This window comes from uncultured Porticoccus sp., assembly GCF_913061305.1.
Lineage (GTDB): Bacteria > Pseudomonadota > Gammaproteobacteria > Pseudomonadales > Porticoccaceae > Porticoccus.
Genome location: NZ_CAJXST010000005.1, coordinates 214,079 through 228,897, shown reverse-complemented (window position 1 = coordinate 228,897; position 14,819 = coordinate 214,079). Strand labels below are relative to the sequence as shown.

The following is a 14,819-nucleotide window of genomic DNA, read 5'->3' as shown; positions in this document are numbered from 1 at the left end:
AGCGATCATAGTGATACTCTGAGAATATACCGTCGAAAAAGGTTTTTCCCGCTATCAATTTAACTTTATACTGTAAATAATTACAGGCTATATTTATTTACAGCAGTCTGGACAGCAACGTGCCGACTGCTGCAATGCATCCCGATAAGCCCCGAGGTTAGAGAATGGCGAGTACATCACTGACTGCCCGACAACAGGAAATCCTGAACCTGATCAAACAGCATATTGATGAAACGGGGTATCCCCCAACCCGGGCGGAGATTGCCACCGAACTGGGATTCAGGTCGCCCAACGCCGCAGAAGAGCACCTCAGGGCACTGGCGCGCAAGGGAATGATCGAGATGGTTTCAGGCGCATCCCGCGGTATTCGCCTGCTGGATGAGGAGCCCGCCGGCCTCCCATTGATTGGCCGTGTCGCCGCCGGGGATCCTGTTCTTGCAGCAGAAAACATTGAGGACTATCTCGACATCGGCGCAAACCTGTTCAATCCGAGAGCGGACTACCTGTTGCGGGTTCACGGGATGAGCATGAAGAATGCCGGCATCATGGACGGCGATTTACTGGCTGTTCACAAAACGGGGCAGGCCCAGAAAGGTCAGATTGTGGTCGCGCGCATTGAAGATGATGTGACCGTCAAGCGCCTGGGCAAAAGCCTGAAACGCCATGAGGTCCTGCTCGAACCGGAAAACGAAGAAATGTCCCCTATTGTGGTCGACCTGCGGGAACAGAGTTTTGTCATTGAAGGCCTGGGGGTCGGTGTTATTCGGACAAATACCCAATAGTATTGGTCCAGTTACAGGCGCTGTAAGTTCGCTGAACCGACAGCACTGCGAACGGCTATCCTCGGCGGTCTGATATCAGTGGAGCACCCGGTTTTTGATCATGGTGCCCTCCTCCATCTGAAAATTGTCTGCACCCAACTCCTCAAAGACCTCGATTCCCGCATCGATCATGGCTTTGGCGACATCAACCTTGGCCTCCTGAAGAAACGCCTTGGCCTCTCCCGAAAAACTGATTCTGATCAACGGCGCGTCCTCTTCATCCGTCCGCTGCAGGGCAATATCTCCATCAGGTAAAATTACGATTTCAAACAGGGAGATAGCCATTGAGTATTCCATCGGGTTTTCAAAAATAACATCCCTGCATTGTACCAGAGGGGTACTGCATTATTAACCCGACAACAGGAATTAGCCTGGGAGCTAATTCAGCCTATATCGGTCAGCATTCAACCATGTGCTCGCGATGACGCTCAATTATGCTCCGAAAGGCTTCCAACCATCCGTTGAGCACATCAGCACTCAATTCACGTCTGTCCTCACCCGGCTCAATTTGCACGACGGCAATGGGCGAAGCAGCATTGGCCACTTCCTGCGGGCAAACCTCAAGCAGACGATCACGGGCATTCAGCATATTGGCAAGCCAGCTCCCTTTATCCGCCTCCAGGTTAGCCAGCTCCCCGGCCTCAGACGGCGATTGACCAATGGACGCCATGGCCGCAATCAGCTCCCCAACAGAAGAAATTGTCTCGGCGGCCCTGTGTCGGTAGGTTGTCGCTACCTCGCGCAAATAGAGGCGATAGGCTGCTTCGAGTTGGAACAGTGCTGACTGGCAAAGCGCCAGTTGCAGGTTTGCCGCTGGCCCAACAACATGAGTCTGATCCCGGTCAATCTGGTGCAACAACAAGTCACAGAAGTAGAGCTTCTGATTGACGGCCGGCAGAAAGGGATTCACTGGCAGCCCCTCCTATTTCTTACCCTTGCGGTCATCTTTTTCCCGCCAGGCACCCTGGTCATAAAATGCTTTCCATCCAGTGGGCTTACCCTCCTGCTCAGACTGGACATACTGCTCGCCAGTTTTACGACTGAAGCGAATCACCGTGGGAATACCATCGGGATCGGCGACGGGAGCATCAAAGAGGAACTGATACTTGGGATCAATTTCTTTTGTGTGGGGCAACAGTTCGACAACCAATGGCGCACGGGTTTCACGATGCCGGGGAAACTGGCTGGCCGCCAGAAACAGACCGGATGCACCATCCCTGAGGATATAATGATCCGTTACTTTTTCGCAGGTCAGCTCTGGCATCGGGACAGGATCCATCTTGGGGGGAGCTGGCTGACCACTCCGGAGTAGCTTGCGGGTATTTTTACAGTCATCGTTGGTACAGCCGAAATATTTGCCAAAACGGCCCGACTTGAGCTGCATGTCACTACCGCATTTATCGCATTCAATCAGCGGACCTTCATACCCCTTGAGCTTGAAAACACCGGTTTCCACTTCAAAGCCATCGCAGTCGGGGTTGTTGCCACAGACGTGCAGTTTTCGTCCCTCATCAATCAAGTAGGCATCCATAGCCGTATTGCAGAGGGGGCAACGGTGGCGATGCATCAACTGCCTCGATTCAGCCTCATCGTCCTCGTCGACGTTGACGGCCTCATCACCGGGAATAAGATTCAGGGTACCTTTGCAGCGCTCTTTAGGTGGCAGGTTGTAACCGGAACAGCCGAGGAAAACTCCCGTCGTACCCGTGCGAATCATCATCGGTCGACCACACTGGGGACAGGGAATATCCGTGAGCGATGGCTCATTGGGGCGCATGCCGCCATCAGCTTCAGCCCGGTTCAGCTTGGCAGAGAAATCCGAATAGAACTGGTCGAGCACCTGCTTCCATTCCAGTTTTCCCTGGGCAATTTCGTCCAGGTAGGCTTCCATTGTGGCCGTAAAACCGTAGTCCATCAGGTCGGTAAAGTTTTCGTTCAAACGGTCCGTAACGACATCACCGATTTTCTCGGCGTAGAAGCGGCGATTGTCGACCCGCACATAGCCACGATCCTGAATCGTGGAAATGATGGATGCGTAGGTCGATGGGCGACCGATACCGCGTTTTTCCAGCTCTTTGACCAGGGAGGCCTCTGAGTAGCGAGCCGGGGGCTTGGTAAAATGCTGCATCGGGATCAGCTTGTTGAGCAGCAACCGGGCACCAACGGACATTTCAGGCAACTCGATGTCGTCACCTTTTTTTGACATCGCAGGCAGCACTTTCAGATAGCCGTCAAACAGCGTGACCCGACCTTTTGCACGAAGTTCGAAGTCCTCTGCCTTCACTGTCACCGTGGTGCTGGTAAATTGTGCCGGCACCATCTGACAGGCGACAAATTGCTGCCAGATTAACCGATACAGTTTTTTGGCATCCTCTTCCATCGCATCCAGGTCACCTGGCTTGATATCAATATTGGAGGGTCTTATCGCTTCGTGCGCCTCCTGGGCCCCGGCTTTACTGCCATAAATCGTGGGGCTTTCAGGCAGGTAGTCAGCACCATAGCGCGTTTTGATAAAGTCACGGCAGACAGTCACTGCATCAGCACTGAGGTTGGTGGAGTCTGTTCGCATGTAGGTGATATAACCGCCTTCGTAAAGGCGCTGGGCCAGCATCATGGTTTTTTTCACCCCATAACCGAGCCTGGTGCTGGAGGCCTGTTGCAGGGTTGAAGTGATAAACGGCGCCGACGGCTTGCTGGAGGTGGGTTTGTCCTCACGGGCAATCACTTCGTAGGAAGCATTTTTCAGCGCGGCCAGCGCGGCGTCTGTCTGGCCCTGGCTGACAGGCCTGAACTGATCGGAGCCCTGCTTCTTCACCTCAAAGCGGACCATGTCCTCAGCCGTGGTCTCCAGATCGGCGTGCACCGTCCAGTACTCTTCCGGTTCAAAAGCACGAATTTCACGTTCGCGCTCAACAATCAGTTTAACTGCTACCGATTGCACGCGACCCGCAGAAAGCCCTCTGGCCACCTTACTCCAGAGCAGTGGCGACACCATAAAGCCAACGACCCTGTCGAGAAAACGGCGGGCCTGCTGGGCACTTACCCGATTGGTATCCAGCTTGCCCGGTTTTTCGAAAGCCGCCTTAATCGCTTTTTTGGTGATTTCATTAAAGACAACACGCTGATATAGCTCGGGATCACCGCCAATGGCTTCCATGAGGTGCCAGGCAATCGCCTCCCCCTCCCTATCAAGGTCCGTGGCGAGATAGATATGATCCGCGTCCTTGGCCAGTTTTTTCAACTCAGCGACAACTTTTTCCTTGCCGGGCAGAATCTCATAGCGCGCTTTCCAACCATGCTCGGGGTCTATTCCCATGCGATTGACCAGCTGTTCCCTGGCTCTTCTGGAGCGCTGTTTTGCTTTTTCATCGTCCGACAGCTTGCGGGTGGCCGCAGCCGTCCTGGCCCGTTCTTTTGGGTCAACCGTTTTACCACCACCCGTAGGCAGATCCCGAATATGCCCGATACTCGACTTCACGATGAAATCGTTGCCGAGATACTTGTTGATCGTTTTCGCCTTGGCCGGCGACTCGACGATAACCAGTGATTTACCCATGAAGCAGCCGTTTATCCTGTAAATTGATTGCCTAAAGTGCTACCAGGTGGCACCACCAAAGCCTGAAAGGGAGCGAATATACATGTGCCGCCGGTGGTTTGGTCAAGGTAATTTTTCACTCAGTTGTCAATCTGTCGAGTGATTGTTCGGGCCGGATCGCACTTCTGAGGTGTTTCAACTGGGCATCTATCCGGTCAATATCCGCCAGCTCACCACGCTCCTGCCAGACAATGGCTACACCCTCACGGTTGACCTCAACAGCGATTACGTCAGCTGGCAGGGCCGACAGTGCTGCCCCAATAACCGGTATTAACCGGTCGTTGGCCTCATGGCCCATCCATTGCCAGCCCTCCCAGGGCGAGTGGTCGCCACGGCGGGTACCCCGAACCAACAGCCACTTTTCCATCCGGGAAAATGGCGATGGACTGGAGTCTGGCACCCAAAGCAGGGTATAACCTGCGTATTCAAGGCGACCTTCTCCCTCTCTGGCATCCGGGGCATGCACGAGGCGAACCCGAAGTCCTCGGGACGAGGCCAGGCGTCGCATCTCGGTGATCATTTTCTGGCGGGGGCTCTGGCGAAACCAGAGCAGCGGTGAAATGATAAGCGCCAGTATCAGTAGAATTAACAAATAGGTCATTATCTGCTACAACCTTATATACTTGAGAAAGCGTTGATAAACCAGTTACGGGAGATACTTCATGTCCGCCTACAAACACATCCTGATCGGTCTGGACCTATCTCCAGAATCACAGCAAGTGGTCGAGAGAGTCAAGTCCCTGTTTGGCAACGGTGAGTGCCAATTGAGCCTTGTCCATGTGCAGGAGCCGCTGTCATTTGCCTATGGCGGCGATATCCCGATGGACCTTACCGAGGTCCAATACCAGCTGGAGGAGCAGGCGAAACAGCGTTTGACTGTTATCGGCAAAGATCTCGGAGTTCCCCTTGAAAGCCAACATGTGATCATCGGCCAACCCGCCCAGGAGATGCACCGGTTTGCCAATGACAACAACGTGGACCTGATTGTAGTCGGTAGCCACGGCCGTCATGGTATCAGTCTGATACTGGGCTCAACGGCGACCGGTGTACTGCACGGATCCCACTGTGATGTGCTGGCGGTCCGGGTATAAGCCGGGCATCCAGGCTTATTGATCCGAGTATCTAATTTCACAAGACCTGTCTAACATGGTCACAGCTGAATCCACTTCTTTCCATCCAAGGAACACCAAACAAACCTTTATGAAAAAATGTCATGGCAGCGTCGTCGGTACACTCTTTCTGGCAGCATGCCTGCTATTACCCGGAACTTCTTTTGCAGGAAGCCCGACTTTAGACGAACAGCGGGCACTCTACCGAGAGGCCAAAATTGCAGTGGCAAGGGGCAGCGAAGCCAATGTCCGAAGACTTGTCAGTGCCCTCGGAAACTACCCCCTTAAACCGCACATCGAATTTTTATGGTTAAGCGACCGGTTGAGGCATGCGAAAACCAGTGAGGTTTCGACCTTTCTCAATAACTACGAAGACAGCTCCCTGGCCAACCGGCTACGCTATCGCTGGCTCGACACCCTGCGCAGCCAGGGGCGTGAACAGGATTTTCTGGCCTATTACCGACCAGCCAGCGCCAGCACGAAACAGCAGTGTTATTTTCACCACATAAACCTGAGCAGAGGGAACAAGGAACCTTTTCTGGCAGAAGCCATTAACCTCTGGAGCGTGGGGAAATCCCAGCCCAATGGCTGTGACCCACTTTTTGATTACCTGATTGCCAACCAGTACATCACTGATGAAATTGCCTGGAATCGTTACTCGGCCGCTGTTCTAAACCATCAGTACCGGCTGGCACGCTACCTCCAGCGTTTTTTTACGTCGGATCGCTACCAACTGTTGGCCAGGAATTTCCTGAAGGTAGATCTTGAGCACGAACTCATAGGCAACTACTCATTGTTCAGTGATTTCAACGACGCACTGAGCGGTGATGAAGTGCATGCCATCATTGCCCATGGACTGACTCACCTGGCAAGAACCGATGCAACCACTGCACTCAAACACTGGAGTTATTACCAACAGATCCACCCCTTTACCAACGAGCAAAGAAAACAGGTCGTGACAGACCTGATCAAGGGTCTTTATAACCAGGAACACCCTGATATTGCAGACAACTATCTGATTGATTATCTCGACATTGCTGATCCGACCCTGCTGGAATGGCGTACCCGGGAATTTATCAGTCAGGCGGATTGGCAAAGTGTTCTCACCTGGATAGAACGCATGCCGCTCCAGCTCCGGGAGACTGATCGCTGGCTATACTGGCGGGCCCGGGCGGCAGATCTCAACCACACCGCCAAACAACCACCGCAGCAAAACAGCGCCTATCAGGTACTGTCCCGCAGTCGCAGTTTCTACGGTTTTCTTGCCAGCGAATGGACCGCCAATGGCTATTCAATGGCGTTCAAAAAAGCCCGTGTTTCCCCAACCGACATCGCTGAACTGGAAAAACAACCGGGAATCCTCAGAACCCGGGAATTCGTCTTTCACAAAGATTATCTGGCCGCCCGTCGGGACTGGTATCACACCACACGCAATTTCACCGAACAGCAGTGGATTACCGCGGCCCATATTGCCAGCAGCTGGCAATGGCACAACGGGGCCATCACCAGCATGATCAGTGCCGGATTTTGGGATGATATCGACCTGAGATTCCCTCTGGCTTTCAAGGAAGCGTTCTACAGTCATGCCGACAAGACTGGTGTTCCGGTGCATTTGCTGTTTGCCGTAGCGCGCCAGGAAAGTGCACTCGCACAGGACGTACAATCCCGCGCCGGGGCAAAGGGATTGATGCAACTGATGCCGGCAACAGCCAGGGAAACGGCGCGCAAAAACGGTATCAGCTACCGTGGTAGCCACCAGCTGTTTGAGCCGGAAATCAATATCACGCTGGGCAGTCGCTATTACCGGGAAATGTTGCAGCGCTTCGACAACAACCGAATTCTTGCCACAGCTGCCTACAATGCCGGCCCCCACCGGGTCAGCACCTGGTTGAACAAAAGCCAGGGATCACTGCCCTTTGATGCGTGGATTGAAACAATTCCCTTCCTGGAAACACGCAACTATGTACAGAACGTCCTGGCGTTTTCCATGATCTATGCCCACCACCTGGAAAGTGAAGCACGCATCCTCTCGGAAAAAGAAAAACAGCATCGGCTATGAATGACACGCCAAACAGCACGCCACTGATCGATATCGGGGTAAACCTGAGCAACCCCTGCTTTCAGGATGACTGGCAGAGTGTGCTGCAGCGAGCACTGGATGCCCATGTCACCCAGCTGATTCTGACTGGCACAAATCTGGCTGAGAGTGAGCAGGTGCTCAGCCTTTGCCAACAATCCGGCGACGACTTCCCCGACATGCTTTACAGCACCTGCGGCGTCCATCCCCATGAGGCAAAGCAGTACTCCGCCGAGACAGGCGCTCAGCTGCGCTCGCTGGCTGAGGCACCCCAGGTCGTGGCTATTGGGGAAACCGGGCTCGACTTCAATCGCAACTATTCCCCACCCAGTGACCAGGAAAGGGCCTTTGAAGCACAACTGGAACTGGCCATCGAATTACAGCTGCCGGTTTTCATGCACGAGCGGGATGCCCACCAGCGCCAATTTGAGATCCTCAAGAACTACCGCGATGAGCTGCCGGACGGCGTGATCCACTGCTTTACCGGCGATCGGCAGGCGCTGTTCAACTATCTCGATCTGGACCTGCATATCGGCATCACGGGGTGGATCTGTGATGAACGGCGCGGCGAGCAACTTCAGGCACTGGTGAGCAGCATCCCACTCAACCGGCTGATGCTGGAAACTGATGCCCCTTTTCTACTGCCCAGAACCCTGCAGCCGCGACCCAAAAAACGTCGCAATGAGCCCGCTTTTCTGCCCTGGGTACTGGAGGAAGTTGCCAGATGCCGACAGCAATCAGCGGCCGTTATCGCCGAACAAACCACTGTGACGGCCAAACGTTTTTTCAGATTAAGCTAGGACCTGCTCACCCCTCTTCAATACCGATCGACTCATTTACCCGCGCCTCTGGACGGCCAGATCGATTAAGCTAAACTGGTACAGAAACTGTAGCTTTGAATGGAGCGCGCCCATGGCTTGCAAGACAGTATTTCGGAGTGTATTTTTTTGTGCTGTTATCACGATGCCCGCGCTGATAAATGCGGGCGGTGACCCTGTATCAGCACTCGAACAGCAAGCGGAAAGCATCGTCAAACAGTTTGCCGGCTCATTGCAACCACGTCTGCTGGAGGCAATCCAGACCGGTGGGCCGGTGGAAGCCATCAGCGTCTGCGCCACGGCGGCACCGGAAATAGCCAATCGACTTAGTCGGGAAACCGGCTGGTCCGTCAAGCGAGTCAGCCTCAAGGCCCGCAACAAATCCGCTGAACCCGACCACTGGGAACGGAATACCCTTTTGCACTTTGAATCTCGCCTCGCCGCAGGAGAGATGCCTGCACAACTGACCCGGGCCGAACAGGTCGATGGGCGGTTCCGCTACATGAAGGCTCAGATTGTTCAGCCACTCTGCCTCAACTGCCATGGCAGCGCGCTCGATCCAGACGTTACACAAGCACTGCAAAACCATTACCCGGACGACGCCGCCACAGGCTATCAACTGGGCGAAATCCGAGGGGCATTCAGCCTGTCCGCTCCGCAGTAATCTAGCCAATCTGACGAATTGATTTCCCCTATGCACCAGGAACACTTACATCGCTGGCAACACCAGCACGACTTTTCCACGGCAAACGCTCATGGCGAGCGCCGCACCAAATATGTATTGATACTGACTGCCGTCACGATGGTAGCGGAAATCACTGCCGGTACGGTATTTGGTTCAATGGCCCTGCTGGCAGACGGCTGGCACATGGGCACCCATGTGGCTGCCTTTATGATTACGATTTTTGCGTACCGTTATGCCCGAAAAAATGCCGACAATCCGGCCTTCAGTTTCGGTACCGGCAAAGTCGGTGTGCTGGGGGGCTTTGCCAGTGCAGTGGCGCTGGCAGTTGTCGCCCTGATGATGCTGGTCGAGTCGCTACAGCGACTGGCATCTCCACAGCCGATTCAACTCGATGCCGCTATCGCGGTGGCTGTGCTGGGACTGGTGGTCAATATCATTAGCGCCCTGTTGTTAAAAGATCACCATTCACACCAGCACCAGGACGGTGACGATACGCATCAGCAGACTGCCGAAGGTCATCGCGACCAAAACCTTTATGCCGCCTATATGCATGTACTGGCGGATGCTCTCACCTCGTTGCTGGCCATTTTCGCGTTATTGTCGGCCAAGTATTTCGGCTGGTATGCACTGGACCCCGTGATGGGAATTGTCGGTGCAGCGATTATCACCTACTGGGCAATCGGTCTGATCCGGCAATCCAGTCCGATTTTATTGGACGGCGGCATGAGCGATTACTATCAGGAGCGAATTACCCGGGCCATTGAAGAGGATGCCGACAATCAAATCACGGATCTCCATATCTGGAAGATCAGTGAGCACGACTACGCGGCGATTATATCCCTTGTCACCCACCACCCCAGACCCACGGATTATTACAGATCACTACTGGCCGACTTTAAGTGGCTCTCACATCTGACCATTGAGGTGCACCACTGTGAGGACAATCGTCTTACCGAGTCCGGCATTAAATGATTGACCAGAACTTCCATCAAGGAAAAAATTCATGAGAATCAATAAATTATCAATTATTCTGCTCGGCGGACTGCTGGCGATGCCCCCCGTCAGTTACAGCGACACATCAGAATCGGTCGGTCTGGCTGCCGGGATAATGGCCAATGCGCTGTTTAGCGAAACCGAAAAACGGGTGTTCGGCGAGTACCTGCGCCGCGATTATTCTGGCGACGACCACAAGGGCAGCGGCAAGCAGAAGAGTCTGCCCCCCGGTTTGCGCAAAAAACTGGAACGCGGTGGTGAGCTGCCACCGGGTTGGCAGAAGAAGGTTGCACGGGGTGAAGTTCTCGATCGCGAACTTTATTTGATGAGTCGGGACCTGCCAGAGGATCTACTGGGACGGCTACCCAGATCACTGGATGGCACGTCGCTGCGACAAATTGATGATCGTATTTTCAGAGTCATGGATGCAACAAATACCGTTCTCGATGTGTTTTATCTGACCACAGGGCAATAGCCTCCGGTCAAATCCGGACCTGTTCGCTGACCGTCTTTTATCACTCGTTGTTAATGACCACTTTGACGCCTCCCGCAACAGCTATCCCGGTCAATGGAGTCCGTCCCGCTCGATGTAATCCATCGCATCGCGCAACACAGCAAACCTATGCCGTTCATCGAGAAACTGCAGCGCACCCAGTCTTTTCAGGTCGGCGCTGGTTTGTTCGGAAATGCCTACCAGCAACACATAGCGCTGGTGATGCTGTTCGTTGCGAATCAGCTCATCGAGAATCATTGCGGTCGAAGTACCCACCAGCTGGGCACCAGTCAGATCCACAATAATAATTTCGTGAGAAACATGACCCGCGAGGCGACGGCGCAACCCCCGCCCCACCCCAAAACTGAGGGGACCGGCGAGACTGAGCAGGGCAACCCGGCCCTGTTGAGCCGCCAGCCATTCGTCGACAGGATCCGGATCAGGCCCTGTCACCTCACCGCTTTTAAAATGGACATTATCCAACTGAATAGTCGTCAGACGCTCGACGGTAATCATGTTGGATAAAAATACCCCCACCAACACGGCGGTAATCAAATCGACAAAAACCGTCAGGAACAGCACCAGCACCATCAGTGCCGCAGTATCCAGAGGCAGCTTGCCAAGCCGCCGCAGGTAGGGCCAATCGATGATATCGATACCCACCTTGATCAGAATGCCCGCCAGCACCGCCAGGGGTATATAACCCGCGTACTGACCCGCGCCAAGCATCACCGCCAGCAACACCAGCGAGTGAATAATGCCCGAATAGCCAGTCTTGCCGCCCGTTCGTATATTGACCACTGTGCGCATGGTGGCACCGGCACCGGGCAACCCGCCGAAAAAACCGGCCACCGTATTGCCAATACCTTGCCCGATCAATTCACGATCGGAATCGTGCTGCTGTTTGGTGAGGTTGTCGGCCACCAGTGACGTGAGTAAAGAATCGATGGAACCCAGTACAGCCAGTAAGACTGCGGCATACAAGAGATCATCCAACATGTCCAACGAGAACATTGGCCATTGCAGCGACGGAAATGCCGAGGGAATTGCACCGATTGTCGCCACGGCCCCCTCGGGGAGCCAAAGCACACAAAGCGTTCCGAGTAACAGCACCAGCAGAGGCGATGGCAGCCAGACATTCCAGCGATGGGGCCATAAACAGACACCCGCGATCGCCAGCAAACCCAATGTCAGGTCATGCCAGCTGATCGCTGTTAGCCATTCGGGAAAATAGTCCAGCGTTGCCAGCAGTGAAGGGGTGCCCGTGTGCCCAAGTATGGGACCCAGTTGCAGCACGATGATGATGACGCCTATCCCGGTCATAAAACCTGAAATAACCGAATAGGGAACCAGAATGAAATACTTGCCCAACTTCAGCAACCCAAAGCCGATCTGGAGAATGCCGGCAAGAATCACGGCGCTGAAGCCCATCAACAGGCCCGCTTCCGGGTGTTTCGCCTGAATTGAGGTAAACACACCGGCCATCACCACCGTCATGGGGCCGGTAGGGCCGGATACCTGGGCGGGCGTACCACCAAACAGCGCGGCGAAAAAACCGACAAAAATGGCACCGTAAACACCCGCAGCAGGTCCCGCGCCGGATGCCACCCCAAACGCCAACGCCAGCGGCAAGGCAACCACAGCGGTGGTTAGCCCACCGGCAAAATCCCTGGGTAAGTGACGAGTGGAAAGAGAATTGAAAAACGTAATCCCGCGCATGACAGCCTCTAACCGACATCTGAAGTGACAACATACCCCAGACATACCGCCACTGACAGCAGTGGTCGGGGTTTGTCACCCGGTCTAGGGGCCTGAAATCAGGCGCCGCACCTGGCCAGCAGTAAAGGGCCACCCTTTATCACGCCCATCCGGAGTGACAATCACCGGGATGCGAATACCGTATTTTGCCGTCAGCACCTCATCCTCATTGATATTGACCTCATGCAGACGCCAACCCTTCTCCTGGAGAACCGGATAGAGCAGCGCCTTGGCCTGATCACAGAGAGGACAGTGGGTACCGCTGTATAGCGTCAGAATGTCACTCATTGTGGATGCCTGATCAACCAACAATTGTGAAGCTTCTGATCGCGCTGAAAATCCGGATCAAAGGTTTGCTCGGTGATCGCCTCCACCTGCCAGTTCTGCAGCACCGCCTGATCCATGGAAAATTTACGGAAGTTATTGGAAAACACCAGGGTACCGCCCGGCGCCAGCACAGCCATGGCATGCCCGATCAATGCCCCATGGTCTCGCTGAATATCCAGTACCTGTTCCATTTTCTTGGAGTTGGAAAAGGTCGGGGGATCGAGAAACACAAGATCAAAGGCACCCTGCTCTCTCTCCAGCCACTCCAGACAATCTGCCCGCAGCAACTGATGTTGCTTCAGGTCCAGTCCGTTCAGGGCGAAATTGCGTCCGGCCCACTCCAGATAGCTGTTTGACATGTCGATGCTGAGACTGCTTGTCGCCCCGCCAAGCGCCGCATGAACACTGGCGGCTGCGGTGTAGCAAAACAGATTGAGCACCCGTTTGCCCCTGGCCATGGCACCGATCATCCGGCGCACCGGTCGGTGATCGAGAAACAGGCCGGTATCGAGATAATCTGACAGATTCACCTCAAAGCGGGCAGCACCCTCTGTGACTACCTGCACCGCATTATGACTGGAGCCGCTGGGCTGGCGCTGGTACTGGTTATCACCCTTCTGGCGGCGGCGCTCTTTAAAAAATAATTTACCGCGGCTTTCCGGATAAAGCGATAGCAGCGCCTGACGGATCTCGGTGAGGTGGCGGTTGGCGCTCGCCTCATCAACAGTGATGGGTGGGGCGTACTCCTGCACATGGATGGCGTCCTGATAGACATCGATAGCCACGGCATACTCCGGCATATCCGCATCGTACAGACGGTAACAGCTCACCCCTGAAGCCTTCAGCCAGCCCGCCAGTTTTCGGGCATTTTTTTTCAGCCGATTGGCAAACATCTGCGCGCCTTCACCAAGCGCCGCTGCAGACTCTTCGGAGCGCGGCTGCGGGTTCCGGTCATCAGCCTCCCGAAGCTGAAAGAGCAATAGCTGACTGGGAATCGTGCCGTTAAAAAACTGGTACTTCTTGTCGGCGCGCAAACGCAGCTCGCCGGCCAACTCGGTATTACCGGTAATCACCGCCATACGCCAGCCGGGGCATTCCCTTTTAGCCACTTCACCCAATGTCTGGTAGAGCGGTTTTAATTCTTCCATCTCGCCCCAGCGTTCACCGTAGGGGGGATTGCAAATAATCAGTCCATCTCCCGTTTCACGGTGTGTGGGCTTTTTGAACGCCTCGATGGGTTTCGCCATGACCCGCACCCACTTTTCCAATCCCGCACAGGCAATATTTTCCTGGGCTGCACTTACGGCCCGGGTATCCTTGTCATAGCCACGGATTTCAGGTATCTCGCGGGACAGGCCTGCCTCGCAGCGAACCAGCGCCTCCTGCCTGATGTCTTGCCACAATGTGTCATCGTGCTTCGCCCAGCCGTGGAAACCAAATCGTTCCCGAATCAGCCCGGGGGCCATATCGGCGACCATCATCGCACCTTCAATCAAAAACGTGCCACTGCCGCACAGGGGATCAATCAACGCGCCACCCCGTGCCGCGATCTCCGGCCAACCCGCCCGTAACAACAGGGCTGCGGCCAGATTTTCCTTCAGCGGTGCCGGCACCATGGCCACACGGTAGCCCCGCTTGTGCAGGCTGCCGCCGGACATGTCGAGGCTGACGGTGACAGCATCCTTCGCCAACCGCACATTGATCCGCAGATCCGGGTTTTGCAGATCCACATCCGGCCGTTCACCGAAACAATCCTGGAGCTGGTCGACGATCGCATCCTTGACCTGCTGGGCACCAAATTTGGTGTGCCTGATGGCATCGTTGGTACCAATAAAGTCAACCGCGATGGATTGTCGGGGGGTCAGATGCATTTCCCAGGGAATCGATCTGACGCCGCGATACAGATCATCGGCACTGCTGACTTCAAACTTCTCCAGGGGCAGGAGCACCCGATTGGCCAGACGTGACCACAAACAGGCCCGATAAGCGAATGCCAGTGTGCCCTCCACATAAACACCCGCCACTGTCTCCCGGGTTTTTTCCGCACCCAGCGAGGTCAGTTCACTGGCCAACAGGGATTCAAGTCCTTTCGGACAACTGGCAAACCACATACCCATAAAAAATGTTCCAACCCACGAATCAA

General features: G+C 54.6%; 14 protein-coding genes. 7 read left to right on the top strand and 7 right to left on the bottom strand.

Annotation, left to right across the window (positions count from 1 at the left end; translation table 11 throughout):
• The first annotated feature begins 164 nt into the window (after window positions 1–164).
• Window positions 165–782, top strand: coding sequence for a transcriptional repressor LexA (lexA, locus tag QZ516_RS07970; RefSeq protein ID WP_297188233.1), 618 nt, complete (start codon window positions 165–167; stop codon window positions 780–782).
• 75 nt (window positions 783–857) lie between these two features.
• Here lexA and QZ516_RS07965 read toward each other — a convergent pair whose 3' ends face one another.
• From QZ516_RS07965 to QZ516_RS07950, 4 genes are all read right to left on the bottom strand, one after another.
• A complete protein-coding gene (locus tag QZ516_RS07965) occupies window positions 858–1,106 on the bottom strand; it encodes a hypothetical protein (RefSeq protein ID WP_297188231.1) in 249 nt (82 codons plus the stop codon).
• Window positions 1,107–1,218: 112 nt separating this feature from the next.
• Window positions 1,219–1,731 (bottom strand): DUF6586 family protein, encoded by a 513-nt coding sequence (locus QZ516_RS07960; RefSeq protein ID WP_297188229.1) that lies wholly within the window; start codon window positions 1,729–1,731, stop codon window positions 1,219–1,221.
• Window positions 1,732–1,743: 12 nt separating this feature from the next.
• On the bottom strand, window positions 1,744–4,377 hold the full coding sequence (topA, locus tag QZ516_RS07955) for a type I DNA topoisomerase (protein WP_297188227.1): 2,634 nt from the start codon (window positions 4,375–4,377) through the stop codon (window positions 1,744–1,746).
• Window positions 4,378–4,492: 115 nt separating this feature from the next.
• Window positions 4,493–5,017, bottom strand: a complete 525-nt coding sequence (locus tag QZ516_RS07950) for a hypothetical protein (protein WP_297188225.1) — start codon at window positions 5,015–5,017, stop codon at window positions 4,493–4,495.
• A gap of 61 nt (window positions 5,018–5,078) precedes the next feature.
• On the opposite strand from QZ516_RS07950, the gene QZ516_RS07945 reads away from it, so the two are divergent.
• The 6 genes from QZ516_RS07945 to QZ516_RS07920 all read left to right on the top strand — a co-directional run bounded on the left by QZ516_RS07945 (window position 5,079) and on the right by QZ516_RS07920 (window position 10,573).
• Window positions 5,079–5,507 (top strand): universal stress protein, encoded by a 429-nt coding sequence (locus tag QZ516_RS07945; protein ID WP_297188223.1) that lies wholly within the window; start codon window positions 5,079–5,081, stop codon window positions 5,505–5,507.
• 109 nt (window positions 5,508–5,616) lie between these two features.
• On the top strand, window positions 5,617–7,584 hold the full coding sequence (locus QZ516_RS07940; RefSeq protein ID WP_297188221.1) for a transglycosylase SLT domain-containing protein: 1,968 nt from the start codon (window positions 5,617–5,619) through the stop codon (window positions 7,582–7,584).
• Window positions 7,581–8,402, top strand: coding sequence for a TatD family hydrolase (locus QZ516_RS07935; RefSeq protein WP_297188220.1), 822 nt, complete (start codon window positions 7,581–7,583; stop codon window positions 8,400–8,402). The genes QZ516_RS07940 and QZ516_RS07935 overlap by 4 nt, the downstream gene beginning before the upstream one ends.
• A 163-nt stretch (window positions 8,403–8,565) precedes the next feature.
• Complete coding sequence (locus tag QZ516_RS07930) at window positions 8,566–9,084, top strand: DUF3365 domain-containing protein (RefSeq protein WP_297188218.1); 519 nt, start codon at window positions 8,566–8,568, stop codon at window positions 9,082–9,084.
• Between the two features lie 30 nt (window positions 9,085–9,114).
• Window positions 9,115–10,077 (top strand): CDF family Co(II)/Ni(II) efflux transporter DmeF, encoded by a 963-nt coding sequence (gene dmeF, locus QZ516_RS07925; protein WP_297188216.1) that lies wholly within the window; start codon window positions 9,115–9,117, stop codon window positions 10,075–10,077.
• A 31-nt stretch (window positions 10,078–10,108) separates the two neighbouring features.
• Window positions 10,109–10,573, top strand: a complete 465-nt coding sequence (locus QZ516_RS07920; RefSeq protein ID WP_297188214.1) for a hypothetical protein — start codon at window positions 10,109–10,111, stop codon at window positions 10,571–10,573.
• 90 nt (window positions 10,574–10,663) lie between these two features.
• Here QZ516_RS07920 and QZ516_RS07915 read toward each other — a convergent pair whose 3' ends face one another.
• The 3 genes from QZ516_RS07915 to rlmKL all read right to left on the bottom strand — a co-directional run bounded on the left by QZ516_RS07915 (window position 10,664) and on the right by rlmKL (window position 14,793).
• Window positions 10,664–12,310 (bottom strand): SulP family inorganic anion transporter, encoded by a 1,647-nt coding sequence (locus QZ516_RS07915; RefSeq protein WP_297188212.1) that lies wholly within the window; start codon window positions 12,308–12,310, stop codon window positions 10,664–10,666.
• 84 nt (window positions 12,311–12,394) lie between these two features.
• The gene (locus QZ516_RS07910; protein WP_297188210.1) at window positions 12,395–12,637 is read right to left on the bottom strand and encodes a glutaredoxin family protein; all 243 of its coding nucleotides are present in this window, start codon (window positions 12,635–12,637) and stop codon (window positions 12,395–12,397) included.
• Window positions 12,634–14,793, bottom strand: coding sequence for a bifunctional 23S rRNA (guanine(2069)-N(7))-methyltransferase RlmK/23S rRNA (guanine(2445)-N(2))-methyltransferase RlmL (gene rlmKL, locus QZ516_RS07905; RefSeq protein ID WP_297188209.1), 2,160 nt, complete (start codon window positions 14,791–14,793; stop codon window positions 12,634–12,636). Before rlmKL ends, QZ516_RS07910 begins: the two co-directional genes overlap by 4 nt.
• Window positions 14,794–14,819 lie beyond the last annotated feature (26 nt).

Bases quoted from the DNA above. Each gene is read 5' to 3' on its own strand.
- lexA (WP_297188233.1), top strand. From the start codon at position 165: ATGGCGAGTACATCACTGACTGCCCGACAACAGGAAATCCTGAACCTG.
- QZ516_RS07965 (WP_297188231.1), bottom strand. From the start codon at position 1,106: ATGGCTATCTCCCTGTTTGAAATCGTAATTTTACCTGATGGAGATATT.
- topA (WP_297188227.1), bottom strand. From the start codon at position 4,377: ATGGGTAAATCACTGGTTATCGTCGAGTCGCCGGCCAAGGCGAAAACG.
- QZ516_RS07950 (WP_297188225.1), bottom strand. From the start codon at position 5,017: ATGACCTATTTGTTAATTCTACTGATACTGGCGCTTATCATTTCACCG.
- QZ516_RS07945 (WP_297188223.1), top strand. From the start codon at position 5,079: ATGTCCGCCTACAAACACATCCTGATCGGTCTGGACCTATCTCCAGAA.
- QZ516_RS07940 (WP_297188221.1), top strand. From the start codon at position 5,617: ATGAAAAAATGTCATGGCAGCGTCGTCGGTACACTCTTTCTGGCAGCA.
- QZ516_RS07935 (WP_297188220.1), top strand. From the start codon at position 7,581: ATGAATGACACGCCAAACAGCACGCCACTGATCGATATCGGGGTAAAC.
- QZ516_RS07930 (WP_297188218.1), top strand. From the start codon at position 8,566: ATGCCCGCGCTGATAAATGCGGGCGGTGACCCTGTATCAGCACTCGAA.
- dmeF (WP_297188216.1), top strand. From the start codon at position 9,115: ATGCACCAGGAACACTTACATCGCTGGCAACACCAGCACGACTTTTCC.
- QZ516_RS07920 (WP_297188214.1), top strand. From the start codon at position 10,109: ATGAGAATCAATAAATTATCAATTATTCTGCTCGGCGGACTGCTGGCG.
- QZ516_RS07915 (WP_297188212.1), bottom strand. From the start codon at position 12,310: ATGCGCGGGATTACGTTTTTCAATTCTCTTTCCACTCGTCACTTACCC.
- QZ516_RS07910 (WP_297188210.1), bottom strand. From the start codon at position 12,637: ATGAGTGACATTCTGACGCTATACAGCGGTACCCACTGTCCTCTCTGT.
- rlmKL (WP_297188209.1), bottom strand. From the start codon at position 14,793: ATGGGTATGTGGTTTGCCAGTTGTCCGAAAGGACTTGAATCCCTGTTG.